Below are 26,135 nucleotides of genomic sequence, written 5' to 3'. Positions count from 1 at the left end.
AAGCAGGGATCGGCGGCGACGGTGGGGTAGAACCGGAATTTAATCCGCTGTCGTCGGTGGTTCCGTTCAGCATCGGATCGGTATCCATCTCATCGCCTGTTGCCAGGTCAAGATTGCTGAGGAAGTTGGATACATAGCGAAGGTATTCGCGCGGATGCTCCCGGAATTCCAGTTCGTGATGCGCACCAGGGATAATCCAGACTTCCGAATCCGGGTTGGTCTGGTTGGCCGCAAGCTGCTCGGCAATCTGATAAGGAGCCTTGTTATCCTGGGTCCCGTGAATAAAGAAGATCGGGAACGGATAATCCTTTTTCTTGACTGTCTGATAAGGGATCTGATTTAAACTGGTCCCGTTGACGACCGGCAGCAGGGTCTCCAGAATCTCGATTGATGGATGCTGAGGCAGAGCCATCTGCTGGCGGATGTTATAATACAGTGTATCCGGCTCCAGCAGGAAGGTGCTGTCCAGAATCATCGCATCCACCTGATCGGTCAGCAGACCGGTCTGCAGTGCGGTTCCGGCTCCCATCGAGAAGCCCCAGACGACGAGTTCCTGAGCGCCGCGCTGCTTGGCTAAATCGATGGCCCCTAGCAGCTGCTGGGATTCTTTTTTGCCGCCGGTGGCGACTTCCGGATTGGTCTTGGAGGCGAATCCGTAATCGAACATGATGACGTTAAAATTAAGACGGTGGGCGTAATGGGCCAAATCATACATCGGAATCCACGTTTCCTCACGATTGGCACCATAGCCGTGGCTGAATATAATCGTCTTGGTGGAGTTTTTCTCCGCTGGTATATACCAGCCCTGCATCATCCGGCTGCCATCACGGGCAGGGAAAGTGACATCTTCGTATGCCATATTTTTGGCCTGCATCGGGTTGGAGTAGACACTCGCAACCGTTGGGTATGAGAGAACCCAGGCGATATAAGCATGAAGCGCAATGAAGCAGAATAAAAAGAAAAAGACGACAGATAGCAAAAGAGCTACGATGACGTGCTTCACACGGACCTGTTTTGGCTGGATGATATATGTCTCTTCCGGTTCGGATGAATGGGGCGTTGTATTACGTTGTGCAGTTGAAGACATAGAGCCCCTCCTGATTTCATAAATAAGTCATGTCTTGCATACATACAGCCGACGAACAATAAGCATCAAATCATCTACAGTTGTGTATTATCGTAAAAGGCTGCCTCGCCAAAGTCAATTTTGAGCCTTGTGACCGTAGGCAGTCTACATTGTTATTATCGACGTATTTCGCTTTACCTTTAGAGTCAGCTTCGATATAATTTATGTAACCATGTTTCATTGAGTGAAACAATAGTGTGGTAAAGTGCTGTTCATCCAAGTCATTGATCAGGGCTATGCAATCAGCCAGCCATTGGAGGCGAAAGGAAATGGAAGACCGGAAATTAACCGTGCGTGCTGTGGAGCGTGCATTAGACATATTACTCTGTTTTACCCGATCCAGCGATCTGGGACTCACGGAAATTGCTTCTGAGATCGGACTGCACAAAAGTACGGTACACCGACTGCTGGCGACTCTGGAGGAAAAAGGCTTTGTCGTACGCAACAGTGCCACCGATAAATACCGGCTGGGCATCAAAATCTGGGAGCTGTCCACCCATCTGTCACAAAATGACGATCCGGCAGCCATGCTGCTGCCCGATATGGAACAGCTGCGCGAACAGCTGGGCGAGACGATCAGCCTGTATATCCGTGACGGCGACGAACGTCTGCGTATTCAGGCGGTGCAGAGCAATCAGGCGATCCGACGGGTGGCACAGGTGGGTGCCAGACTGCCGCTGACCGTGGGCGCATCCAGCAAAGTGCTGGTCGCCTTTTCCAGTGAAGCCGAGCAGGAGCAGCTGCTGGGCAGCGCTGAGTGGCCGCCTGCCGTGGACCCGGACATGTACCGCCAGCAGCTGGAGGAAGTGCGCCATAATGGCTACTCCACCAGCTACGAAGAACGCGAACCCGGCGCAGCTGCTGTAGCCGTACCGATCTTCGACAGTGCCGGACAGCTACGCGCATCGTTGTCCCTGTCTGGACCGGTCAGTCGGCTGTCGATCGACAAGCTGCATGAGTACGCGCCTGTACTAATCGCAGCCGCCCGCGAGATGGGTATCAAGCTGCGCTGACCCAAGTTTGGATTACCAACTGGATTCCGGTAGCAAATAGCTGAGGCGAATGCCGGGCGATGTTGCCTGTTGTTCCTTTGCAAAGAATCCGAAAGGAGCTGGAGCAGCTGTTCCTGCTCGTACCTGCGGAGTGGCACTGTTCAAATTTTCCCATGGATACGCACACGGACTTGAAATTCCGCAACTGCTCCGTCCGGCTGCGATGGATCGGTCTGATCGTCGGAGTGAATCTGATCCTCCGGTAAAGTAACAATCTGAAAGCTGCCAGCCTTTTGGTATATAACACAAAAACAGGTGCATATCTGCCGCTCCCGAAACCGGGAAGCAGCAGGATATGCACCTGTTTTATTTTGGAAAGAATACGTCTAATTGGCAGCGGAAGCTATCAATTAAACCGTTTCGCCTTTGTTGGTGTTCTGGATCATCTGACGCAGAACGGTCTGCAGGATACCACCGTTATGGTAGTAGTCTACATCCACAGCACTGTCCAGACGGACAATGGCAGGGAATTCGAACTTGGTGCCATCTTCACGCTGTGCAGTCACATTCAGTACCTGTCCTGGCTTCACATCATTGCTCAGGCCAGTGATGTCGAATACTTCCGTACCGTCCAGACCGAGCTGTTTCCAGCTGTAGCCTTCCTGGAACTGCAGCGGCAGTACACCCATACCGACCAGGTTACTGCGGTGAATACGCTCGAAGCTCTCCGCGATAACCGCTTTGACGCCCAGCAGGAATGTACCTTTGGCTGCCCAGTCACGGGAGCTGCCTGTACCATACTCTTTACCGGCAACAACGACCAGATTCTGGCCTTCTGCCTGGTAGCGCATGGATGCATCGTAGATGGACATTACTTCATCCGTAGGCAGGAACTTGGTTACGCCGCCCTCTGTACCAGGAGCAACCTGGTTACGGATACGAATGTTGGCAAATGTACCGCGCATCATGACTTCATGGTTACCACGACGGGAGCCGTAGGAGTTGAAGTCTTTGCGTTCGACATTGCGCTCTTTGAGATATTGTCCGGCTGGAGACGATGGAGAAATGTTACCAGCTGGAGAAATATGGTCAGTTGTTACGGAATCGCCCATCAGTGCCAGTACGCGTGCGTTGCGGATATCCTGGATATCGTTCATGCCGTTAGCGAGAGACTGGAAGAACGGCGGATTCTGGATATACGTGGAGTTGTCGTCCCACTCATACAGTTCACCCTGTGGTACAGGGATCTCGTTCCAGCGTTTGTTGGCAGTAAATACATGCTCATATCTACTGCGGAACATTTCCGGGCTGATCGACAGGCCGATCGTATCACGGATTTCCTTGGAAGTTGGCCAGATATCCTTGAGGTATACAGGCTGTCCTTCCGGATCATGTCCGATTGGGTCTTTGGTCAGATCGATATCTACCGTTCCGGCCAGTGCATAAGCAACAACCAGCGGCGGAGATGCCAGATAGTTCATTTTCACCTGGGCATGGATACGTCCTTCAAAGTTACGGTTACCGGACAGTACGGAAGCTACCGTCAGATCGTTATCCGCGATCGTCTGGCTCACTTCATCAGGTAATGGACCGGAGTTACCGATACATGTCGCACAGCCGTAACCTGCCAGGTAGAATCCGAGTGCTTCCAGGGATTTGTCCAGACCGGCTTTTTGCAGGTACTCGGTAACGACCAGAGAACCTGGAGTCAGACTTGTTTTGACATAGCCCGGTACTTTCAGTCCGCGCTCTACCGCTTTTTTGGCGAGCAGGCCCGCACCGAGCATAACGCTAGGGTTGGATGTGTTCGTACAGCTGGTAATCGCTGCGATGACTACTGCACCTGCGCCCATTTCGCTGGTTTTGCCGTTCGGATGATTCACGGTGACTTTCTCAGCCAGCTTCTCATCGGACAGGCCATAACCGCCGGATTCAACCGGTGTGCGGATCGCTGTGTCGTAGCTCAATTTCATATTGGTCAGTTCGATACGATCCTGAGGACGTTTTGGACCGGCAAGGCTCGGTACCACGGAAGCCAGATCCAGCTCGATCACGTCGGTGAAGACCGGATCAGGTGTCTCGGATGTACGGAACATGTTTTGTGCTTTGTAGTAAGCTTCGACCAGCTCAACCTGCTCATCGGCACGGCCGGTGTTGCGCAGGTAGAATAGCGTCTCATCATCGACAGGGAAGAAGCCGATTGTTGCACCGTACTCCGGAGCCATGTTGGCTACAGTTGCACGGTCAGCCAGGCTGATGTTCGCAAGGCCCGGGCCATAGAATTCGACGAATTTGCCGACAACGCCTTTTTTACGCAGCATTTCGGTAACGGTCAGCGCCAGGTCAGTCGCCGTTGCGCCTTCGCTCAGGCTGCCTGTCAGTTTGAAGCCGATAACTTCCGGCATAACGAAGTACAGCGGCTGTCCGAGCATACCTGCTTCGGCTTCGATACCGCCGACACCCCAGCCGACAACGCCCAGACCATTGATCATGGTTGTGTGGGAATCTGTACCTACGAGAGAGTCAGGGAAGACCTGAGTCTCACCATCAACTGTTTTCGTAGCGGCTACGGAAGCCAGATACTCCAGGTTAACCTGGTGAACGATACCGGTGGAAGGTGGAACGGCACGGAAGTTGTCAAATGCAGTCTGTGCCCAGCGCAGGAAGCGGTAACGCTCTTCGTTGCGTTCGAACTCTACATTTACGTTATATTCAAGAGCATCGGAAGTACCGTATGCATCTACCATTACAGAGTGGTCAATAACCAGGTCTACAGGTACGAGCGGATTGATCTGTTTTGGATCGCCGCCGGATTTTTTGACGAAGTCGCGCATTGCTGCAAGGTCAACGACTACCGGTACACCTGTGAAATCCTGCAGTACGATACGTGCAGGGATAAATGGAATTTCTTTTTCCTCACGGCCCTCAGCCCATCCCGCGAGTTGCTTAACGTGCTCTTCAGTGATGGCATGACCATCAAATTGACGAACAGCAGCTTCAAGCAGTACCCGAATGGAGAATGGCAGCTTGTCGATGCTGGTGTAGCCTTTTTCTTTCAGCGCTTCGAGGCTGAAATAACGGTAAGTCTTGTCTTTCACTTTCAGTTCACGGCCAACGGAAAATGAATCTTTAACGGACATAGATGAACCTCCTTGAATGAAATACGGCTTACTGGTTACAGGAAAAGATAACATTATTGAAAAAAGAATCAATCCGGAGGAAACAATCTTGTATATACAGAATGCTTGTTTCACAGAATGAAACTTGATTTCAAAATCAATCAACACTCTAAGTATACCGTTTACATGTGAGGTAGTAAAGTGGTTTTTGGTTAATTTCTTGGAATTTTATGGAGAAAATTAAATTGAATGAATCAAACGGAATATTAACTGAAAAAACCGCCATTCCCTGTTCAGTTCAGAGAATGACGGTCTGGATTACGTAAGTACTTTGATCCAGCAAATAATACCAGCAATGATCACCATGGAGGGAAACAGCAGCATACGAATGCCACGAGGGATTTTGATCCACATGTGCAGCAGCTTCATGGTAAATTCATTCCATTTCTCGGGATCGATCAGCATAAAACAACTCCTCGCATGATGTTATAGAAGCATTTCTATTGTAGCGAATTTTTGAAACGCTGGATAAACAGACGCGCCGCCCGGGACAGGGAGTGATCCCGTGAAGTGACCAGGCACAGGTACGACTTGCCCTGAGCCGGCAGCTGAAACGGAATATTGACCATCTCCGGATTGTCCGGTGTAGTGTACGCCTGCAGCGAGTAGCTGGTGGCGACGGTTACTGCGAGATTGGATTTCACCGCTTTGATCAGGGCGTCGACGTTGTTGCTTTTGAACAAGATATCCACATCCGGGCCGATCATTTTGACAAATTCGATAATATTCGGATCATTGTACAGCACAAAAGGAACCTTCAGCAGATCCTGCTTTTGAATGGAGTCAATCTGGGCCAGTGGAGATCTGGCGTTGGCTACAATAATCACCCGATCTTCCGTCAGCTTGTCGAACAGCAGACCGGGATGGCGGTGCAGCAAGTGCTCCTTCATCTGTACGAATCCGAGATCACTCTGTCCGCTCTGCACATCTTCAATGACCCGTTCGGTGTTATCTTCGGTAATCTCGATCCGGCAGCCGGGAAATTCATGCTTCATATCCGTCAGGATATCGATCAGCAGGGAGATCGGTCCCGGGATCGCAGACAATCGCAGTTTGGCATTGTTCATTTCACTGTAGCTGCTGGCTTCGAGCTTCAGCTCGCCAATCTGGTTGAGAATGCCGGCGATTTTGGTTGTGATCTTTTCCCCTTCCGGAGTCAACACGGCGCCGGTACGCGAGCGAGTGAAAATGGGCATGCCAATCTCTTTCTCGAATAGAGAGATCGAGCGGCTGATGCCGGTCACTGTAATATGCGCATTCTCGGCAGCACGTGTGAATGAACCGGACCGGGCCACTTCCATCACATGCTTGAGCTGTTCGATATTCATTAGTTTTCCTCATTCCTGTACTTTTAGTTCACTTACGTCTACTTTTGGAGAATATATTGTACTTGGAGTATATGATATATTGAGGGAAAAGTAGAGTCGAATCTCTAAAATTTTCGGGAGGATGAGGGGAACCAATGAAATCCAGAAAATATATCGTGTACGGTGTGGTAATCGTATTAATTGCAGCCGGTATTTACGGGCTGGTCGCTTTCGGTAAAAAAGGCATCAGCAGCGGTCAGGCCTCTTCACAGCCTACTGCCTATGTGGAGTCCGATACAATCAGCGTCAGTTTCAAAGTCGCCGGCCGAATCAAGGATGTGCTGGTGGACGAAGGGGATATGGTGAAGAAAGGACAGGTCATTGCCCGGCTCGAAAGTCAGGAGCTTAATGACAAGACCGCCCAGGCCCAGGCTGCTTTGCAGGCTGCCCAGGCGAATGTAACCCAGGCGCAGGCAGGCGTATCCCAGGCCAAAGCAGGCATCGTCCAGGCCCAGGCAGGCGTTACGCAGGCCCAGGCTGCGGTGGGTGTGGCCGAGGCCAAGAAGCAGCAGGGCAACGTCGCTGTCAAAGTAACCTCACAATCCGCTGCCAGCAAAATCGCCCAGGCTCAGGCGGCTGCTAACGCCGCCAAAGCCAAATGGGAAGCAGTCAAAAGCGGAGCCAGACCGGAAGAGATCACCCAGGCCCAGATCAGTGTCGATTCCGCCAAAAAGACACTCGACACTGCGAATAAATCACTGGAACGGGCGCAAAAGTTATTCGATGCCGGACTGGCTGCAGATGCCTCACTGGATGATGCCAAAATGAAGCAGCAGCAGGCGGCTGCCCAGTATGAAGCCGCTGTGCAAAAGCTCAAACTGGCGCAAAATGGAAGCCGTCAGGAAGAGATTGACGCCGCCAAAGCCCAGTACGAGCAGGCACTCGCCGCTGTCAAGGAAGCGCAGGCAGGCGCGGGTCAGGTGGATATTCAGGCCCAGGATGTCAAAGCCGCCGAAGCTTCCGTGCATCAGGCCCAGGGAGCCGTATCCCAGGCAGACGGCACCGTCGCTCAGGCCCAGGCTGCCTATGAGCAGGCTCAGTCGATGGTGGAAGCCGCCCGTTCACAGGTCGCCCAGGCGAAAGCAGCGCTGCAGGAAGCCAAGACTTATGTCGGCTATACCGAACTTCGTGCACCGGTAGACGGGGTGGTCAAGTCGCGTTCCCTGCATGCAGGTGAAATGGCCAGTGCGGGTTACACCGTCTATTCACTGGAAACGTCCAATCAGCGCTGGGCCAAATTTTATATTAATGAAACCCAGCTGCATGGTCTCAAAGTAGGCGACCCGGTCACCGTGAAGCTATTGTCGGATGGCAGTGAAGTGACCGGCAAAGTCAAAGTGATCGATGCCGCCGCAGACTTTGCCATTCAAAAACCAAGCCAGAGTTCGGGAGATACCGACATACGCGCTTTTGGCGTGAAAGTGCTGTTGACCGGATTGTCTGCGAAGGTGCCGACCGGGGCGACGGTCATTTATCCGGTTCAGGGAGAACAGTAAAATGAGCCGGCTGAGTGTATGGCATGTATTTCTCGAAGAATGGAAGCAGATGGTACGCGACCGCAAGCTGCTGGTCATTTTATTGCTTACGCCCATTCTGTATTCCGTGTTGTTCGGGTTCCTGTATTCGCATGAACGGATTACCGAAATGGCTGTCGTCGTGTACGATGGGGATAATTCGCAGCTGAGCCGCCAGATTATCCAGGCATTTGATGCGACCGATACCTTTGCGGTAAAGGGTCAGGTATGGAATGAAGAAGAAGTCACTCTGAAGGTGCAGAGCGGGGAAGCCAAGGTGGGGATAGTGATCCCCGATAACTTTGCCGCCCGGTTAAAACACGGGGAGAATGTGCCGGTGCTGACACTGATCGATGGCAGTAATATGATGTACTCCAACAGTGCCAGCCGGATCGCCAATCAGGTAATCAGCAGCGTCAGTGCCGGTGCATCCCTGCAGACGCTGGAGCAAAAAGGAATGAACAGCGACCAGGCATCCTCTGTGCTGAGTACCATTCCGTTTCGCTCCAGAGTGCTGTTTAACCCGGTCTATAATTACAAGCTGTTTATGCCGCTGGGTGTGATCGCTGCGGCCCTGCAGCAGTGTCTGCTGCTCGGAATCGCTCTGTCCTGCACACGGGACAAGGAACAGGGAACCTGGGCGCGCTTCGCTGCTTGGCGGTTAACGCCGTGGCGGCTGGCGATAGCCAAGCTGCTGCCGTATTTTCTGGCCGGTATGTTCAATGTGGTGACGACCTTCGGAATCTCCTGCATTGCTTTTCATATTCCGTTTCATGGTGCGGTGCTGCCGCTGATCGTGGTGTCGATCGCATTTAATTTTGCATTATGCGGGCTGGGATTTGTATTCAGTTTGTTCAGCAAGAGCAGACTGGATGCGACGCAGACATTGATGCTGATCGCAGTCCCTTCGTTTATGCTGTCCGGATATACGTGGCCGCTGGAGGCGATGCCTGCGCCGCTGCGCATGATCGGTGAATGTCTGCCGCTGACCTATTTCCTGGAAGCGGTCCGTAACATCACACTTAAGGGACTCGGCTGGACTCACGTCTGGCACGATGTGATGGCACTGGGCGTGATCGGAATGGTGGGCTTGCTGCTGTCCTTCCTGCTCTATCCATTCGTCTTCCGCCAGCATGCGGCAGAGGAAACGCCGTCCGAGGCTGGCGCAGAGCTGCCGATCAAAGGATGATTGGATGGAAAAATGGTGAATGAATAATCTGCAGCGATATAATGGGCAAATATGTGAATAGATGAATAAGCAAACAAGCCATGTCCGCGATATAACGGGCATGGCTTGTTAAGTAGGATGTGATGCCGCATCATATTAATGGATTGTACAAATAAATGCTATAACTGCCTATTCAGAAAAACCACTCTAAAATAAGGTGTCGACCAAACACAAAGGACTCTGCTGTCACGCCGCACATACTCGTACATCCTTCAACCGTTACTCGTAAAAATTGCGTACCCAGCGGTGCTTCTTCAGCAACTCGACCTGTTCCTGCGGCAGACCTTTACCATCACCGATCGCCATATTGCGCTCGACATTGCGTACAGAGCGCATACCCGGAATAACGGTGGAGACAGCCGGATGACTGAGTACATAGCGCAGTGCGGTTTCAGCCATCTGGTCGGTGGAGATGTTCAGTTCCTCGGTGATACGTTGTACCCGATCATATACCTGCTGCTTGCGATCATCACGGAAATAGCGATTGCGGAAGTCGCCCTCCGAGAATTCCGAATCTGAAGTAATCGTACCGGTCAGGGCACCTTCATCCAGGGCGACACGGACAATGATGCCGACATTGTGCTTCTGGCAGGCGGGCAGCAGCTCATCCTCGGGACTTTGATCGAAAATGTTATAGATCACCTGCACCGTATCTACTACACCGCTCTCAATCAGCCGGATCGCATTGGCAGGCTGATGATCATTGATCGAGATGCCGAAATAGCGGATTTTGCCCTGATCTTTCAGCGTTTGCACACCTTCCAGCCAGTCACCCTGACCTACCCATTCATCCGACCAGACATGGAACTGCTGTACATCGATGACATCGAGCTTGAGATGGATCAAGCTCTGCTCGGTGCTGGAGATAACATGCTCTGCAGTAAAAGCGTCCGATGAAGGGATACCTCCGGGAGCGGGCCATTTTCCATTTTTCGGTGGAATCTTGGAGGCGACATAGATGTGTTCAGAATGCTCTCTGACGACCTGACCGACCAGCTTTTCGCTGTGTCCATCACCATATACAAGTGCCGTATCGATAAAATTAAGCCCCAGTTCAATCGCGCGGTTCAGCGCTTGAAGGGATTCATTATCATCGGCACCGAGCCAGGCCGTTTTGCCGATTCCCCATGCGCCATAGCCAATCTCCGATACGTTCAAGCCTGTTTTGCCGAGTGTTCTGTAGTTCATCATCTGTTCAACCTCCCTGATAATTGGAATGGTAATTGCTACCATTCTATTCCTTTTAACCACCATACGCCTATTATTGTCGGCAATAGATGGGAAAATTGTCCACACTACAAGAAAATCAACAAATCATGCGCTCTTACTTACAGGAACCGATCGATACATGGATAGGCCGATATCATGAGATTACACCTGCGCTGTCGGACGGATAATAATCTCGTTCACATCCACATCATCCGGCTGCTCCATGGCAAAGGCAATTGCGCGGGCGACCGCTTCCGCTGGCATGGCGAGTGCATCGCGGGCAGCTTCCAGACGGAAGCGGATGTCCGGGTCGGTCACTCCTTCGGCAAATTGGGTACGGGTGATGCCCGGCGAAATGATCGTGACCCGCAGCTTGTCGCCGGCTTCCTGGCGCAGCCCTTCGGAAATGGCCCGTACCGCAAACAGCCGGTCCGGCCGTCTTGCGCCGAGCACCAGCTTGACGCCACGTTCAGCAAGCAGGATGGCTGCTGCCTCTCCAATGCCGCTGCTGGCTCCTGTAATAATCGTGACTTTATTGGTTAGACTCATCGTTATTCCTTCTTTCTCCTGTTGTATTGACCGGTTATTGGATACACCGGGCTTAACTCAAGAATAAGGAAAAGCCAACGCAGACAGGTAGAACATTCCTGTTCGCCGCTTGCCTATTCCTGTTCGACTTCACTACAATAAGCCCATAATCACCGTTGGCTGCCTGCTGCTGACAGAGCATACGGAAGCGGCAGATGCCGGATTCCGGGTAGGCTACGAGAGTCCTTCCCAGTTCAGCCGGGAGTATGCCCGGATGTTCGGACGTCCGCCGATCAGCGATATGCGGCATCTGCGTGAGAATGTGGACGCGGCGAATGAATATACTTAATGTATTGTTAGCTGACTATTGTGGACATGTTGAGAAGAGGAGATCTACGACGTGTAGCGGGCTGGGGGAGAACGAAATGGGTGGAATACGACAATCCGGATGTGGATAGGGCCTGGGAGCAGGTGTAACTGCCAAAGTTTTTTTGCAGCCTTCCCTATGAACATTTATACTGAATAGAGGCCGGATTGCGGCCTGTCTGCTTTATCTTTTTCATAACGAATCATTCGGTACTGCAGACGATGATAACGGTAACGATAGACGATGAATTTTAACATGCCTAATGACTAACGGGGGTTCCAAAATGACAGCAGCAAAATTGACCGTAGGCCTGATCTACGGAGGCAAATCCGGAGAACATGAAGTATCACTACAGACCGGATTTTCCGTACTGAACGCAATTGACTATACCAAATATGACGTAGTACCCGTATACATTGACAAGGAAGGCCGCTGGAACATGGGCCAGGCGTATACAGCAGCACCTTCCCGCCCGGAAGAACTGCAGATCAGCGGCGGACCGGAAGCCACTTCCCAGGCGATGAGCATCCTCTGGCAGAAGCTGAGCGGACAGGAGAGCACGATTGATGTACTGTTCCCGCTGCTGCATGGTACATATGGCGAGGATGGCACGATTCAGGGACTGTTTGAAATGATGGATATGCCATACGTGGGCGCCGGTGTACTCGCTTCCTCTGCCGGTATGGACAAGGTGATCATGAAGAAGCTGTTCGCCCAGGCAGGACTGCCGCAGTGCAAATACGAGAGCTTCATCACTGCCGAGTACGAAGCGAACAAGCATGAGCTCCTCGGTGTCATTGAGCACAATCTGGGCTATCCATGCTTTGTCAAACCGGCCAATCTCGGTTCCAGCGTCGGCATTACCAAAGCCAAGGACCGCAGTGAGCTGGAACGCGCGATCGAATACGCATTCCGCTACGATCTGAAAGTAATCGTCGAAGAAAATATCGACGCACGTGAAGTCGAAGTCGGCGTCCTCGGCAATGAGCTGCCGCTTGCATCCGTACCGGGCGAGATCGTGTCCACCAGTGACTACTACGATTACGATGCCAAATACATCGATGGCACCTCCCGCATGGTCATCCCGGCTGAGATCGACAGCGAACTGGCCGAGAACCTGCGTGAACTGGCACTGCGCGCTTTCAAAGCGATCGACGGCAGCGGCCTCTGCCGCGCAGACTTCTTTGTCAGCCGTGTGGATGGTTCTGTCATGATCAACGAAGTCAACACAATGCCAGGTTTCACTGCTTTCAGTATGTACCCGCTGCTCTGGCGCGAGACCGGCAAATCCTATCCGGAACTGCTGGACGAACTCATCCAGCTGGGCATGGACCGCTATAACAAACGCCGCCAACTGCAATTCGGCCGCGATTAAGCCTGACTTATTTGTATTGCGTTTGATCTGCTGCCCAATGAAGCGACCATCACCGAGCGAAAGAAAGGGAATGAAGCCAAAGGACGACCTGGCTTCAGCCCCTTTCGCAGCGGATGGTGCCCAGCAGATAGATCGCACAATGCACAACGCTAAAGAGCATGTTCTAATGCTCAATATGCAATATGCAGATGATCCAATTCAGCATTTAACAGATGCTCCGACACAGCACATATTACTTTACAGCTAAATGATGATGTCCAGGGAGGCGAGACAATGGGATTCCAGACCGAATTCAATTCCGTGTGCAAATTCAAAAACACGCAGGAACTGCTGGATCTGCTCGAATACGGCAGAGGGAAAATGGTCAAACAGGGCTTTCGTGTATTTCCGACCGGCCAGAAAGTAATCGCCTACACGCCGGATAACACCGCAGTTGCGATTGTGAAAATCACCGGATGTATGGCGGAGATTAACTTTCAGGGTAATGAGGTAACAGAAGTGGAGATGCAATTAATCCGCAAATTGACACCGGAAGAATCCAGGGTGCAGACCGACCTCGCATATGAGATGTTTTTCGGGGAGCAGAAGTAATCCTTCTGTATACAGCACGGTATGGTGATGGAGCGCTGTCCCTGGCTCCGGTGTCCACAACCAGACGGAACCAGAGGAGGCACTCAGCCCTATGATCGTACGATTCGGATATGTGGCGATGTCGCTTGAAGTCAAAGACTCATCGCCTTCCAAAACCATGACCATGGCCAGGTTCAAAAAACTGCCTGACCGTGAAGCCGGGCTGCGAGCGCTTGAACAGATCGCCCGCACCAATCTGCACAACACCCTTCGTCTGCTGCGCCACAACGTAGCTGAAGATATTCAGGTCTACCGCATGACCTCCAAAATTATTCCGCTGGCGACCCATACCGATCTGAGCGACTGGGACCCGTACCCGGCGCTGGCCGACTCGTTTGCCGAGGTGGGCGAGTATGTGCGCAGGCACAATCTGCGGGTGTCTTTTCACCCGGATCATTTTACCGTATTGAGTACACCGCGTCCGGAAGTGCTGGAGTCCTCCATCCGCGATCTGCGCTACCATGTGAAAATGCTCAATGCGATGGGCCTGGATGCCCGTGCCAAGAATAATATTCATATCGGCGGCGCCTATGGGGACAAGCCCACGGCGTCAGAGCGATTTATCGAACATTTCCACCAGTTGGACCCGGATATCCAGTGCCGGATTACGCTGGAAAATGACGACAAAACGTTTACCAGCGGGGAGACGCTTGCCGTCGCCCAGCGGACCGGACTGCCGATGGTGCTCGATATCCATCATCATATGGTCAACTGTGCCGGGGAACCGGCATCGTACTGGTGGCCAGAAGTCGCTCGTACCTGGGATTCACCGCTGGCTATGACCGATGTGCCGGAGGGCGTCCATCTGCCACCCAAGATTCATGCGTCCAGTCCCAAGAGTGAGACCGATCGCCGCAGTCATGCGGATGGGGTCGAAGCCGGACCGCTGCTGGACTTTCTGCGGGAAGCGGCACGTACTTCAAGCCATCTCGATGTCATGCTGGAAGCCAAGCACAAGGATGCGGCGCTGTTCCAGCTGATGAAGGACCTGCATGCGTACCAGGGCGACGGTGTCCGCATCATCGACAAAGCGAGTATCGAAGTGTTACCGTAAAGGCAGAGCAAAGCAGGGCGGCAGCCGGATGCGGTGACGAACCGCGCGGCTGTCTGTACCGTACTCTGCCGGATAGCCTTTAGACTGCTGGCGAACAGCTGTATCGCATGGCTGTGAACCGCAGATATTTCATTATATGCAGGGGGATTGAACATGGAAGATAACCAAAAGCAACCCTATGTCGTAAGCAGTAAAAGTCGGGTGGCGGTAGCCATCAACGCGGCATCCAAAACCGGCGAATGGATCAAGACCAAGCTGGGCAGCTACAAGCATCTGGATACCAAGACATCGTCCCAGGATCTGGTGACGGAAGTGGACAAGGGTGCCGAGCAGATGATTCGCAAGCTGGTGCTCACCTACTGCCCGGATGATGAATTTCTGGGAGAAGAAAGTGCCGGCATCGGCGCGGAAGCTTCCATTCAGGCGACCGAGAATGTACTGGACGCCGACTATGTATGGATTGTGGACCCGATTGATGGTACGACCAACTTTGTGCATGGTTTCCCATACTATTGCGTATCTATCGCGGTCGCCCACAAAGGTGAAGTGATTGTCGGTGTCGTATATGATCCGACTCATGACGAATTGTTTGTCGCCGAAAAAGGCAAGGGCGCCTATGTACACGGCAATCGGATGCAGGTAGCCGGTGAGCAGACGCTGGCCGAGAGTCTGGTGGCAACCGGGTTTCCGGCCAACGCCGGTCTGGAACGCAATACCCGGGCACTGGTGGAAATGGTACCCAAAGTCCGCAGCATCCGCAACGGTGGTTCGGCGGCGCTGCATCTCGCCTATGTGGCGGCAGGACGTCTCAATGCCTACTGGGAAGTCGGCCTGAATGCATGGGATCTGGCTGCCGGAGCGCTGCTTGTGCAGGAATCCGGCGGACGAATCGGTGACATTTCAGGAGAAGACTACAAATTGACTGTCCGTAACGTTGCCGCGACGAACGGTCATATCCATGACGAGCTGATTCGTGAACTGCATACGGCCGGTCTGACTGATCTGCCGATCTGAGTGAATGAAATGGCTGCAGCAGGGTAAATAAAGGGTAGAGTTTATCTTCAGATACTGCAGGGTGACATCTTGCGAAAGGCCCCTTTATCGGCTGCCGGTCATGAGCCAATCGCCTGTAGTCTTGAATGATACTGCTCCAGGTACCGTGTTGCCTGTCAGATGATCGTGATAAGGAGTGAACCGATATGTCATCATCCGATGAACTGGAACGTGAACTCAGCGAGCGCTTAACCGAAGGACAGATGGAAGAAGAAGAACGGGACAGCCGGGAACGCCGCCTGATTCCGCCCAAATATGAAGTGCGCATCCAGACGGAGAACGATCCGATTGTGGAAGAGACCCGTCAATACCGTGCGATGGCCAAGGAACTGGACGGACGTTATGATGATTACCTGAACAAGGCCAAACGTCCCGATCCCGAGGACAAGGAATAGTCTGGCCGCTAAGGAATAAACGGCTGTTGTAGTCCTTCCGGGCTGCAGCAGCCTTTTTATATTTGAGGATGCATGATCCGAGCTATCCGACAAGGAAAAGGAGAAATGGTGATGTGCAATCTGTTCCAATCGTTCATAGCATTCCGTATACGCAGGGATAGCGCCGCAAGGGCAGCACAGCATAAACAGGCCGTTACCGGCAATCATTGTCGTCCGGCGAAGGAGGGAATATTTATTTTTATTCAATATTTGATGGTACTGATGCTGCTGGGGTCCGGGAGCGCAGGCTCCGCATCTACTGTATATGGTGCAGCAGCCATCGGTGCGGACAAGCAGCAGTCTTATGAACATATGGTCTTTCTCGGTGACTCACTTACTGCCGGCTATGAGCCGCAGCTGCGTTATGAGGAGTATGACGGGTTCACTACCCGGCTGGCCGAGCAGCAATTGTTCCGTGGGCGCAGCACGGCAGCGAACTATGCGATCCTCGGTCTGACCAGCTCGGGTCTGAAAAATTACATGGATGCGATCACTGCCGGCCGATCGATCAGTACCGCCAATATTCAGACCGGTCTACCTGGCAGCAGTCGTACGCTGGATGGCGCGCAGACCGCCCGTGATATTCGTGACGCCGATCTGATCACCATTACGATCGGAGGCAATGACTTTCTCAATGCGCTCGGATCGCTGACTGCACTGCCGGATGATCTGTCCGCTATCGATCTGACTCCGATTACCCGGGGGTATCGCAGCCATATGACGTCGATCATGGATCAGTTGACCACGCTTAATCCGCATGCGACGATTATTATCGCCGATCAGTATCAGCCGGTTCCTCTGCTCGCCGGAGCGGGATTGTATCGCGATCTGAATAAGGCAGCAGCCAGCTTTAGCCGGATAGTGGAAGAGACTGCAGATCATTACAAAAAGCAGGGAAGAGATGTGCGCGTCGCCCATGTGGCCGCTTCGTTCCAGGGCAAGGAACTGGCGATGACCCATATTGGCGAAGGGGATATCCATCCAAATGCGACCGGTTACCAATCGATGGCCGTTGCCTTTAGCCAGGCGATCTGGGGAAGCAGTGGCTATATCACTCCCCCTGCTGCCGGAACCAATGCAGCCGGTACGGTGATCTATACGAATGGCCGCCAGCTGAAGACTGCGTATCAGCCGATCGTCAGAAATGGCCGCACCTATGTTGCTCTGCGTGATGTAACCGCAGCACTGGGAGCCCAGGTCAGCTGGTCGGGAGCGAACCGTTCAGCTGTCATTCGCAGCAGCGGACAGAACATTACCATTCCGCTGAACAGCAAGACGATTCAGGTGGACGGCAGAGCGGTGCGTACGGACGCAGCTGCCTTTATAAATGGTACGGGCAGCCAGGGCAAAGTCTACGTGCCGCTTAGCATACTGGCGGACAGTCTCGGCTATGACGTGAATTACATCAATCGCTGGAAAGTCGTCTTTATCCGCAGCTAAGTGTGTCCGTAGCATTGGATTGACGTAAGGCAGCAGGGTTATAGGCGAACAAGCGAAAATGATTCGTGATAATCAAGGCCCGAATGAAGCAGCTTTTATAACGCAGCTTAACGATATGGTAGCCCAAGCATCATCAGGTCATTAATTGTATCCTCATAGATATGCAGAAAGGACAGGAGCATCCTGTTCTTTTTTATTTGAATTTCACCGTCTATACATAGTAAAAATGTTATACATAAGGACACCAAAGAGCTGAGTTTTCACTTTCTACTTTGTAAAAACTTTTCACATCTATAGCTTCCATGCTTTTTCGACAATTCGGGCTGAACCATATGTTCAGCGGTTTTTTTCTGGTTCATTAGCCTTGTTTGCCAGAAATCTGCTGTTTTTTACACAATATCCAAGCTATAATAATATACAGTTAATTACATTTAATTTATATATTTGTAAACGATGCGGATGAATAGCTGCACCTATATTCCGGTCATCACGCCCGCTGGGCAGCCCGACTGCTCCATGCTGCTGCAGGTCACACTTACCACATATTGCATTACGGTAATGGAGGAAGGTACTATGCTCACTCGTTTTAAAAGCGCTTACATCAATTTGGGGATTCACCGTCAGATGCTGCTGCTTATTTCCGTACTGATGCTGGGCAGCTTTGCTTCTTATCTGCTGGTACTGAATACCGTATACAACACCTATGACAGCCAGATGTACGAGAAGACGTCGGAACTGCTCAACATGTCCTCGGTGGAGATTGAGAACCAGCTCAAAGATATCGAGAATCTGTCCTTTCGGGTGGTGACGGATGAGCAGCTGCAGCGGTATCTGTCCCAACTGCAGCAGGAATCTTCGATCTACGAGAAAAATGTTATCCGCAAAAAGATCACCAACCGCCTGATCGCCTTTGCCGGGTCGGAGAAATTCGTCTATTCGATGATGGCGATTGATCGTGAGGGGGAGGTCATGTCGGCAGGCAACCGTGAAGGCATTCCGGCTGTACTGCGCACCGATCTGGTGAGGCTGGCCAAGGACAAAGCCGGTTCCAACTCCTGGTATGTGGGGGAGCAGGGATCGCTGCTCGCAGTGCGGCAGTTCAAAGAGTTCAGTGGGTCTACCTTTACCCTGAACGATCTGGGAACAATTATTGTCCGTATCCGCATCGACCGGATTGTACAGCAGCAGATGGAGAGCAGCTCCGGCAGCCAGCTGATTATCTCGGATGGCGAGGAGATTGTCTATCCGTCCGAACTGGTACTCCCGCTGAATAAAGACGCAATCAGTCAGGAACTGCAGCGCAGTCAGCCGTACGGTGTGGTGACTTTGCCGGAAGAGAGCTATTTCTCGGCACGGATTCAGTCGGCCTATACCGGCTGGACGTATCTGCATATGACCCCATTTGACGAGATGTTCCAGCGGATGGTCTGGATCAAGCGTATGGTGACGATTGTATTTATCGGTATCTTCCTAATGGCCCTGCTTTTCGGCACCTGGCTGTCGCGCAGCATTACCCGGCCGATGGAGCGGCTGCTGCAGAAGATGCGTACGGTCGAGACCGGCAATCTGGATCAGCTGGGCGAGCTGACGACCGACCCGGTAACCGCCAGTGCGCAGAATGAAGTGGGCATGCTGCATCGTACCTTTAACCGGATGCTGCGGCGGATTCGCGAGCTGATCGACGAGAATTATGCCAAGCAGCTGGTCATTCGCGAGACCGAGCTCAAGGCGCTGCAGGCGCAGATTGATCCGCACTTTCTGTATAACACGCTGGAGTCGATCAACTGGATGGCCAAAGTAAACAAGCAGACCGAGATCTCCCGCATGGTGGAGGCGCTCGGATTCCTGCTGCGCAGCTCGGTCAATATGTCGGACAAGCTGATCCGGCTCGGAGATGAACTGGATATTGTACGCAGCTATGTGACGATCCAGCGGATGCGATTTGAGGAACGGTTGGATTTTATCATTGATGTCCCGGAGGAACTGCTGGATACGCATATCCCCAAGCTGACCCTGCAGCCATTGGTCGAGAATGCGATTCATTACGCGCTGGAGCCCAAAATCGAGGTGTGTCATATCCGCATCACTGCACGGCTGGAGCAGGATGTGGTGCATATTACCGTAGAGGATGACGGACCCGGCATGACCCCGGAATTTCTAGACAGACTGTATCAAGGACAGGTGCGTACGCGGGGCAAAGGAATTGGACTAAGTAATATCATGGAACGGATCCGGCTGACCTTTGGCCCGGAATACGGACTGAGTATCGAGAGCGAGCCGGATGTCTGCACTGCATTTCATATTCGCATTCCATATGAGAAAGGGGAAATGTACGATGTACAAAGTGCTGTTGGTGGATGATGAGCGGATGATTCTGGAGGGCATCTCCCAGGTGGTGGACTGGCACGGAAGCGGCACGGAACTGGTAGGTACGGCCCGCAACGGGATCGAAGCGTATGACCGGATCGCGGAGAAGCGCCCGGATATTGTGATCAGCGATATCTCGATGCCGGGTCTCGACGGTATCGGTCTGGTCGCCAAGACGTATGAGCATTTCCCCGATGTACGGTTCATTATGCTGTCCGGCTACAAGGACTTCGATTATGCCCGCCGGGCGATGCAGTACGGGGTCAAGCATTATCTGGTCAAGCCGTGCAATGAACAGCAGATCCAGGAGGCAATCGGTGAGCTGCTGTCGGAGCGTGCGGCCGAGCAGGAACGCGAACTGTTCGTCAGCAGCATGCGTGAACAGTTCAACCGGATGCTGCCGCAGGTCAAGGAACAGTTCCTCAAGGAATTCATCTCCAACAAAATGTACGGCAGCCGGGATCTGGACTATTATGAACGGCTGTTTCATATGCAGCTCAAGGATCGGCCGGTACGGATGGTGCTGATGCGTGTGGAAGATTCCCATGAATACGAGCACTTATTTGCCCTGAAAAATATCGCCGAGGATATACTGGAAGGCGTGCTGATGGGAACAACGATCCAGATGCAGGATGAACTGCTGCTGCTGATCGATGATCCCCGGGCGATGAGCGGACTGATCGACGGACTGCAGCAGGTCAAGGAAGTGTTCGGCGGCTTTTACAAACTGGAAGTGACCATTGCACTCAGCGAGCCCGACCGGATGATTGATCTACGCCGGATGTACCGGGATACCCAGCAGTATATGAACCACCGCTTCTATGTCGGTGAAGGGAGCGTCATTACCCGGCAGGATGTGGCGCTGGCCGATTCCCGGGAAAGTACGGGCTTCGAGCTGGATGAGGAGAACTTCACCCTGCTGATGAAGTCGGGGCAGGTGCAGGAGGTCGAGACGGAGATTGACCGCCTGTTCGCCACACTGTCAGCGCTGCGGCTCGATATCGGAGTGACCCGCTCGTATGTGCTGCAGCTGTATGCCGTCATGATCCGCCTCTATCCGGCGGAGGAGCGCTCTCGGTACACCGGCCGGCTCGCCGATTTGTCTGTGTTGGAGACGCTCACGGGCTTGCGCGACTTTATCCGTCAGGCCGCTTCGGAGCTGACCGCCGGCTACTACCGCAGCAATATCAACCGCCAGTCCTCGGTCGTGAACAAAATGCTGCAGATTATTGAAGAAAACTATGAGAATGCCGAGCTATCCCTAAACGGCGTCGCCCATCAAATGCTGTACATGAACCCGGATTATCTCGGCAAAATTTTCAAAAAAGTGACCGGCGACAACTTCTCCCAGTACGTCAACCGCTACCGAATCGAACGCGCCACCGAACACATCCGCCGCAGCGGCGATGTAAAGGTATTTGAATTGGCCGAGTTGTTCGGCTTTGGCGGTAATTCGCAGTATTTTAGCCAGGTATTCAAAAAGGTGACCGGCATGACGCCGACGGAGTACAGGAAGTGCGGGGAGTAATCCGATTCCTGCCACTATGCTGGAGGAATGGAAGAAAGAGCAGAAAGGAAAAGGAACCGATCTGCTTATGATCGACCGAATAGGCTGTACAGAACTGTATCTCATGGATCGGCCGAAGCAGCAGAACTGCTGTATAACAGGCTCTCATGCGATGCAGTTTTGCTTTGTACATAGACGAATTTCTCCATCTCGCTTACAGACCTACAGACCGGAAATGAATTATTCATGGGCAGTGAATCTGACAAGCTCCTGAAGTCAAAAGATCAAGCCATAAATAATCCGTTCTTCTGCGCCGGAAGACTACTCTGTTTTTTGAACCAAAACATCGGATTTGTGTATTCATTTGCTTTCCGGCATTTGAGAGAATAAGAGCGTACCCAATATGAAAGCGTTAACAAAATTGCTACATAACACTGTCCGTACTATGCTCCGCACTCTATTCCTACATCACCCGCAAGCTGTATGCGTTAAAAATGATCTGCCCGCAGGCAGGATCATTGCTGCTCCAATCGGATAAGCACCCATCATTCCTGCCGGATGGATCATGGCATGTACTGCGGTATTCAGGCAAAAAAGTTGCCAGATCCCACTGAGCGGAGGCAATGAATCGATCTGCATCCATCCTTTAAGACCGGATATTCACCTCTATCATCCCTTATTCCAATATATCCGGTCTTACCAGATGGCGAAAGACGATTCCTTGCCGCAGCGTATGATAGGTCCAGCAGCATTCGCCAGATGCATCATGGTTCTCTGTTACCCATTAACAGCTATTGATCAGCACCACATTCCGCTCCAGGCACGTTTAACCGTACAGCTGCCAACTATCGAAAGGGGAGACTGAAATGAAGATGAGAAAAACACTAGCACTGGCCGCCATGGTCGCGATTTTACTCCTGATTACAGCATGCGGCAATTCCGGCGGAGGCAATGCCAGCGGCGGTGCGCAGGATGGCAAGACGCTGCGGATCGCCTGGTGGGGATCGGATGCACGGCATGAATATACACAGAAAGTTATCGATATGTACAAGGAACAGAATCCCGGCGTGAATATCGATATCGAATATGCTTCCTTCGACGACTACTGGAAAAAGCTCGCCCCGCAGGCAGCCGCCAATCAGCTGCCGGATATTATACAGATGGATATCTCCTACATTAGCCAGTATGCCAAAAACGGCCAGCTGGAAGATCTCAAACCGTACATCGGCAGCAAAATTAAGCTGGATGATGTGAGCGAGAACGTTATCAGCACCGGCCTGATCGGCGGTACGCAGTACGGTATCCCGACAGGGGTGAATGTACTGGGCTTCCAGTACAACCCGGAACTGCTCAAAAAAGCAGGCATTAACGAAATTCCGGCCGACTGGACATGGGATGATTACAAGAAAATGGCCATGCAGGCCAAAGACAAAGGCATTTACTTTGACGAGTCGATGACCGCCGATATTTTCTTCAATTATTTCCTGAGAACTAAAGGTCACTCTCTGTATAACGCAGAAGGCACGGCACTTGGCTATGAAGATGATGCGTTGTTCAGCGAATTTTTCGGAACACTGTCCCAGATGATCAAAGAAGGTGCAGCTCCTTCCCAGGAGACACTGAGCCAGAATAAAGGCATTCTCGAAGAATCCACCGTCGTCAAAGGTACCGGTATCGGTACATGGCAGTGGTCCAATCAGTTCGTGGCTCTGCAAAAGATAGCCGATCGTCCGATGGCGCTCGCGCCAATGCTCGGACCAGATATGGAAAAAGGGATTTACATGCAGCCAAGTATGTACTGGTCGATCGCCAGCAGTTCCCAGTCCAAGGACGAAGCAGCCAAGTTTATCGACTTCTGGGTGAATAATGAAGAAGCCAACAAACTGATCAAGGGTGAGCGCGGTGTACCGATCTCCAGCAAAATCAAAGAATCCGTCACACCGGATCTGACCGAAGCGGAAAAGCAGGTATTTGATTTCGTCAGCGAAATGGAGCCAAAAGCGTCTCCAATGAGCCCGCCGCCACCGGTTGGTTCGGCAGAAGTAATCGCAACGCTGGCCGACTATGTGGAACAGATCAACTTTGGACAGACAACGCCGGAAGAAGCCGCACCGAAGTTCCGTGCGGATGCCAACGCTATCCTGTCCAACAACCAGCCGTAACGGAGCATTTGTCGGTACAGTAGTGCATATCCTGGAGTCCGTAATGACTAAAATAACTGCGAATAGAATGAAGGAATGCCTGCAATTCACGAACAGACCGTACGGATAAGACAAGGCTGGGCGTAATGGTAAACGGGAACGGGGAGAAGCGGCGGCAGGGCGGATCAGTATAGCGCCAGGCTGCGCGGTTCTCCTTTTCCCGGCATTATGCTCATCACTGTAACCGAGATTCAGTATTGTCATGCAAGTATCCCCTGAAGGAGGTGCACAGATTCATGCGGAATCATTCCCTCAAGGCCAACCTGACCGGTTATGCCTTTATCAGTCCGTTTATTATCGGGTTTCTCGCGTTCACGCTGATCCCGATGTTCATCTCGCTGTATTTGTCCTTTACGAGCTACAATCTGTTCAGCCCGCCGCGCTGGGTAGGGCTTGATAATTTCCAAAAAATGTTCACTGGTGATCCCAAGTATTGGAGCTCGGTCAAAGTCACGCTTTACTACGTATTTATCGGCGTACCGCTGCGTCTTACCTTTGCGCTGTTTGTAGCGATGATCCTCAATACCGGCTCCAAGATGATCGGTACCTATCGTACCATCTATTATCTGCCGTCTATTATCGGCGGCAGCGTGGCCGTGTCGATTATGTGGCGCAATATTTTTAGTGAGCAGGGGATTGTCAATGGACTGCTGATGGCGCTGGGCGCTGCTCCTGTACAGTGGTTCGGTGATCCGGGCGCTGCACTCAGCATGCTGATCACGCTGTCGGTATGGCAGTTTGGCTCCTCGATGCTGATCTTCCTCGCCGGTCTCAAAAATATTTCCCCGGAAATGTATGAAGCGGCGAGCGTGGATGGTGCCCATCCGGTACGCAAGTTTTTCAGTATTACGCTACCACTGCTCAGTCCGATTATCCTGTTCAACCTGATCATGCAGACGATCAGTGCTTTTATGACATTCGTTCCGGCCTATATCATCTCCAAAGGTGAAGGCGGACCGATGGACGGTACCATGCTGTATTCCCTGTATCTGTTCCGTCAGGCATTTATGTTCAACAATATGGGCTACGCTTCCGCGATGGCCTGGGTCATGCTGATCTTTATCGGCGTGCTGACACTTATTTTGTTCAAAACATCCAAGATGTGGGTGTTCTACGAATCGGAAGGAGGGCGCTGAGTTATGGCTGAACCCAAAGTTCCCGTTAGCGAATATGGCAGTATGGCCGGCACCCGGCTGCAAAAAGGTGCAGTCTGGCGCAAGGTCAAATGGCCGGTCTATCATATCCTCGTCGGTGCCCTGGCACTGCTCATGCTCTATCCGATCATTTGGATGTTTTTCAGTTCTTTCAAGGAAAGTCGTACGATCTTCACCACGGCGACTACGCTGCTGCCGGCAGACTGGGTCTGGTCCAACTATGTATCCGGCTGGAAAGGCATTGGCGGTTACTCATTCGGTCATTATATGTGGAACTCGCTCGTCATCGTCGTACTCTCGACGCTGGGCGTCGTCGTCTCTTCGGCACTGATCGCCTTTGGATTTGCCCGGTTGAACTTCGCCGGCCGCAACTTCTGGTTTGGCGTCATGATGGTCACGCTGATGCTGCCGCATGATGTGGTACTGGTCCCTCAGTACATCATTTTCACCAAGCTGGGCTGGCTGAATACGATCAATCCGATCGTCATTCCGCAGTTCTTCGGCGCACCGTTCTTCATTTTCCTGATGGTGCAGTTTATCCGTACGATTCCCAAGGAGCTTGACGAAGCAGCAACAATCGACGGCTGTGGCAAGTTCCGATTGTTCATCCAGATCATCATGCCGCTCATCAAGGCATCGCTGGCAACAGCGGCAATCTTCTCCTTTTACTGGAGATGGGAAGACCTGCTCGGGCCGGTCCTGTATCTGAACTCTCCGGACAAGTACACGGTCTCCATGGGTCTGAAAATGTTCCTCGACAGCGAATCGGCCTCCAACTGGGGCGGCATGTTCGCCATGTCGATGGTGAGTCTGCTGCCGGTCATTCTGGTGTTCTTCCTGTTCCAGAAGCATATTGTTGAGGGGATTAGCAGCAGCGGGATCAAAGGGTAAAGCTTTATTCCGCTGCTTTGGCGGTGTGGTTCTGTTTGGCAACGTTTGGCAGCAGGATATAAGTAGCGTCATGTTGGATGAAGGAGATCAGTCGCTCCGGTAGGGGATCATTCCGCCGACCTCCGGTTAAGATCGGATATCCTGAATGACCGCTTGCAGCGGTGGATATCCGATCTTAAATGTCGGTCTCTGGAATGATTCCCCTCCCTGCGCTATGAGGTGTTCAGTTTATGAGTGGGAGCTGATGACCATTCATGCAGAGCAGAATACTGGAAGTGTGTGCTGCAAACATATGTTACAAGCAAATGTTACAAGTACATGCTGAGCTGATTAGTGCCTATTGCCTAAGCTTTATGGATAGTAGAATGGATTGCAGGAACAATCAGGCGGAATCGATGCAAGTGGCAGTTCACTGCCATCCAGTTGCAATAAACGACGGAGCGAAGGGAAGGGAATCGTCCTGCAAGCCGACATTTAAGATTGGATATTTACCGATGGAAGCGGAATTCATAAATATCC

At 52.2% G+C, this 26,135-nt stretch carries 19 protein-coding genes and 2 pseudogenes; 15 read left to right on the top strand and 6 right to left on the bottom strand.

Annotated features, from left to right (window positions below):
• Positions 1-109: 109 nt before the first annotated feature.
• Positions 110-1,087: pseudogene (locus tag M1D61_RS19390) on the bottom strand (alpha/beta hydrolase); the annotation flags it as partial.
• A gap of 308 nt (positions 1,088-1,395) precedes the next feature.
• On the opposite strand from M1D61_RS19390, the gene M1D61_RS19385 reads away from it, so the two are divergent.
• Positions 1,396-2,139, top strand: coding sequence for an IclR family transcriptional regulator (locus M1D61_RS19385; protein WP_458120212.1), 744 nt, complete (start codon positions 1,396-1,398; stop codon positions 2,137-2,139).
• 389 nt (positions 2,140-2,528) lie between these two features.
• Here M1D61_RS19385 and acnA read toward each other — a convergent pair whose 3' ends face one another.
• From acnA to M1D61_RS19370, 3 genes are all read right to left on the bottom strand, one after another.
• Positions 2,529-5,258 carry an aconitate hydratase AcnA gene (gene acnA / locus M1D61_RS19380; RefSeq protein WP_458120211.1) on the bottom strand — a complete coding sequence of 910 codons (2,730 nt, stop codon included), beginning with the start codon at positions 5,256-5,258 and terminating at the stop codon, positions 2,529-2,531.
• A gap of 297 nt (positions 5,259-5,555) precedes the next feature.
• The gene (locus M1D61_RS19375; RefSeq protein WP_458120210.1) at positions 5,556-5,702 is read right to left on the bottom strand and encodes a hypothetical protein; all 147 of its coding nucleotides are present in this window, start codon (positions 5,700-5,702) and stop codon (positions 5,556-5,558) included.
• A 35-nt stretch (positions 5,703-5,737) separates the two neighbouring features.
• Positions 5,738-6,625: a LysR family transcriptional regulator gene (locus M1D61_RS19370; protein WP_458120209.1), complete on the bottom strand. Its 888-nt coding sequence runs from the start codon at positions 6,623-6,625 to the stop codon at positions 5,738-5,740.
• A 134-nt stretch (positions 6,626-6,759) separates the two neighbouring features.
• On the opposite strand from M1D61_RS19370, the gene M1D61_RS19365 reads away from it, so the two are divergent.
• Both M1D61_RS19365 and M1D61_RS19360 read left to right on the top strand, forming a co-directional pair.
• Positions 6,760-8,160, top strand: coding sequence for an HlyD family secretion protein (locus M1D61_RS19365; protein ID WP_458120208.1), 1,401 nt, complete (start codon positions 6,760-6,762; stop codon positions 8,158-8,160).
• Position 8,161: 1 nt separating this feature from the next.
• Positions 8,162-9,367: an ABC transporter permease gene (locus M1D61_RS19360; RefSeq protein ID WP_458120207.1), complete on the top strand. Its 1,206-nt coding sequence runs from the start codon at positions 8,162-8,164 to the stop codon at positions 9,365-9,367.
• Between the two features lie 258 nt (positions 9,368-9,625).
• Here M1D61_RS19360 and M1D61_RS19355 read toward each other — a convergent pair whose 3' ends face one another.
• Positions 9,626-10,597 (bottom strand): aldo/keto reductase, encoded by a 972-nt coding sequence (locus M1D61_RS19355; RefSeq protein ID WP_458120206.1) that lies wholly within the window; start codon positions 10,595-10,597, stop codon positions 9,626-9,628.
• Positions 10,598-10,777: 180 nt separating this feature from the next.
• A complete protein-coding gene (locus M1D61_RS19350; RefSeq protein WP_458120205.1) occupies positions 10,778-11,164 on the bottom strand; it encodes an SDR family oxidoreductase in 387 nt (128 codons plus the stop codon).
• Positions 11,165-11,327: 163 nt separating this feature from the next.
• Here M1D61_RS19350 and M1D61_RS19345 point away from each other — a divergent pair.
• From M1D61_RS19345 to M1D61_RS19290, 12 genes and pseudogenes are all read left to right on the top strand, one after another.
• Positions 11,328-11,492, top strand: a pseudogene (locus tag M1D61_RS19345) (AraC family transcriptional regulator); the annotation flags it as partial.
• 301 nt (positions 11,493-11,793) lie between these two features.
• A complete protein-coding gene (locus M1D61_RS19340; RefSeq protein ID WP_458120204.1) occupies positions 11,794-12,885 on the top strand; it encodes a D-alanine--D-alanine ligase in 1,092 nt (363 codons plus the stop codon).
• A 273-nt stretch (positions 12,886-13,158) separates the two neighbouring features.
• The gene (locus M1D61_RS19335) at positions 13,159-13,476 is read left to right on the top strand and encodes a hypothetical protein (protein ID WP_458120203.1); all 318 of its coding nucleotides are present in this window, start codon (positions 13,159-13,161) and stop codon (positions 13,474-13,476) included.
• A gap of 91 nt (positions 13,477-13,567) precedes the next feature.
• Positions 13,568-14,569 carry a UV DNA damage repair endonuclease UvsE gene (gene uvsE, locus M1D61_RS19330; RefSeq protein ID WP_458120202.1) on the top strand — a complete coding sequence of 334 codons (1,002 nt, stop codon included), beginning with the start codon at positions 13,568-13,570 and terminating at the stop codon, positions 14,567-14,569.
• 153 nt (positions 14,570-14,722) lie between these two features.
• Positions 14,723-15,583, top strand: a complete 861-nt coding sequence (locus tag M1D61_RS19325; RefSeq protein ID WP_458120201.1) for an inositol monophosphatase family protein — start codon at positions 14,723-14,725, stop codon at positions 15,581-15,583.
• A gap of 185 nt (positions 15,584-15,768) precedes the next feature.
• Positions 15,769-16,017 (top strand): hypothetical protein, encoded by a 249-nt coding sequence (locus M1D61_RS19320; RefSeq protein WP_458120200.1) that lies wholly within the window; start codon positions 15,769-15,771, stop codon positions 16,015-16,017.
• Between the two features lie 111 nt (positions 16,018-16,128).
• Positions 16,129-17,496 (top strand): stalk domain-containing protein, encoded by a 1,368-nt coding sequence (locus M1D61_RS19315; RefSeq protein WP_458120199.1) that lies wholly within the window; start codon positions 16,129-16,131, stop codon positions 17,494-17,496.
• A gap of 573 nt (positions 17,497-18,069) precedes the next feature.
• The gene (locus tag M1D61_RS19310; RefSeq protein ID WP_458120198.1) at positions 18,070-19,857 is read left to right on the top strand and encodes a sensor histidine kinase; all 1,788 of its coding nucleotides are present in this window, start codon (positions 18,070-18,072) and stop codon (positions 19,855-19,857) included.
• Entirely contained in the window at positions 19,832-21,391 is a 1,560-nt protein-coding gene (locus M1D61_RS19305) for a response regulator transcription factor (protein ID WP_458120197.1), read from the top strand. The genes M1D61_RS19310 and M1D61_RS19305 overlap by 26 nt, the downstream gene beginning before the upstream one ends.
• A gap of 851 nt (positions 21,392-22,242) precedes the next feature.
• Entirely contained in the window at positions 22,243-23,532 is a 1,290-nt protein-coding gene (locus tag M1D61_RS19300; RefSeq protein ID WP_458122564.1) for an ABC transporter substrate-binding protein, read from the top strand.
• Positions 23,533-23,807: 275 nt separating this feature from the next.
• The gene (locus M1D61_RS19295; protein ID WP_458120196.1) at positions 23,808-24,707 is read left to right on the top strand and encodes a carbohydrate ABC transporter permease; all 900 of its coding nucleotides are present in this window, start codon (positions 23,808-23,810) and stop codon (positions 24,705-24,707) included.
• Between the two features lie 42 nt (positions 24,708-24,749).
• Positions 24,750-25,616 (top strand): carbohydrate ABC transporter permease, encoded by an 867-nt coding sequence (locus tag M1D61_RS19290; RefSeq protein ID WP_458122563.1) that lies wholly within the window; start codon positions 24,750-24,752, stop codon positions 25,614-25,616.
• Positions 25,617-26,135 lie beyond the last annotated feature (519 nt).

This window comes from Paenibacillus sp. Z6-24, from assembly GCF_054161335.1.
This window is presented reverse-complemented; position numbering and strand designations above follow the sequence as displayed.

Bases quoted from the DNA above. Each gene is read 5' to 3' on its own strand.
- M1D61_RS19335 (WP_458120203.1), top strand. From the start codon at position 13,159: ATGGGATTCCAGACCGAATTCAATTCCGTGTGCAAATTCAAAAACACG.
- M1D61_RS19370 (WP_458120209.1), bottom strand. From the start codon at position 6,625: ATGAATATCGAACAGCTCAAGCATGTGATGGAAGTGGCCCGGTCCGGT.
- M1D61_RS19340 (WP_458120204.1), top strand. From the start codon at position 11,794: ATGACAGCAGCAAAATTGACCGTAGGCCTGATCTACGGAGGCAAATCC.
- acnA (WP_458120211.1), bottom strand. From the start codon at position 5,258: ATGTCCGTTAAAGATTCATTTTCCGTTGGCCGTGAACTGAAAGTGAAA.
- M1D61_RS19315 (WP_458120199.1), top strand. From the start codon at position 16,129: ATGTGCAATCTGTTCCAATCGTTCATAGCATTCCGTATACGCAGGGAT.
- M1D61_RS19310 (WP_458120198.1), top strand. From the start codon at position 18,070: ATGCTCACTCGTTTTAAAAGCGCTTACATCAATTTGGGGATTCACCGT.
- M1D61_RS19385 (WP_458120212.1), top strand. From the start codon at position 1,396: ATGGAAGACCGGAAATTAACCGTGCGTGCTGTGGAGCGTGCATTAGAC.
- M1D61_RS19350 (WP_458120205.1), bottom strand. From the start codon at position 11,164: ATGAGTCTAACCAATAAAGTCACGATTATTACAGGAGCCAGCAGCGGC.
- M1D61_RS19320 (WP_458120200.1), top strand. From the start codon at position 15,769: ATGTCATCATCCGATGAACTGGAACGTGAACTCAGCGAGCGCTTAACC.
- M1D61_RS19355 (WP_458120206.1), bottom strand. From the start codon at position 10,597: ATGATGAACTACAGAACACTCGGCAAAACAGGCTTGAACGTATCGGAG.
- M1D61_RS19290 (WP_458122563.1), top strand. From the start codon at position 24,750: ATGGCCGGCACCCGGCTGCAAAAAGGTGCAGTCTGGCGCAAGGTCAAA.
- M1D61_RS19305 (WP_458120197.1), top strand. From the start codon at position 19,832: ATGTACAAAGTGCTGTTGGTGGATGATGAGCGGATGATTCTGGAGGGC.
- M1D61_RS19300 (WP_458122564.1), top strand. From the start codon at position 22,243: ATGAGAAAAACACTAGCACTGGCCGCCATGGTCGCGATTTTACTCCTG.
- M1D61_RS19325 (WP_458120201.1), top strand. From the start codon at position 14,723: ATGGAAGATAACCAAAAGCAACCCTATGTCGTAAGCAGTAAAAGTCGG.
- M1D61_RS19365 (WP_458120208.1), top strand. From the start codon at position 6,760: ATGAAATCCAGAAAATATATCGTGTACGGTGTGGTAATCGTATTAATT.
- uvsE (WP_458120202.1), top strand. From the start codon at position 13,568: ATGATCGTACGATTCGGATATGTGGCGATGTCGCTTGAAGTCAAAGAC.
- M1D61_RS19360 (WP_458120207.1), top strand. From the start codon at position 8,162: ATGAGCCGGCTGAGTGTATGGCATGTATTTCTCGAAGAATGGAAGCAG.
- M1D61_RS19295 (WP_458120196.1), top strand. From the start codon at position 23,808: ATGCGGAATCATTCCCTCAAGGCCAACCTGACCGGTTATGCCTTTATC.
- M1D61_RS19375 (WP_458120210.1), bottom strand. From the start codon at position 5,702: ATGCTGATCGATCCCGAGAAATGGAATGAATTTACCATGAAGCTGCTG.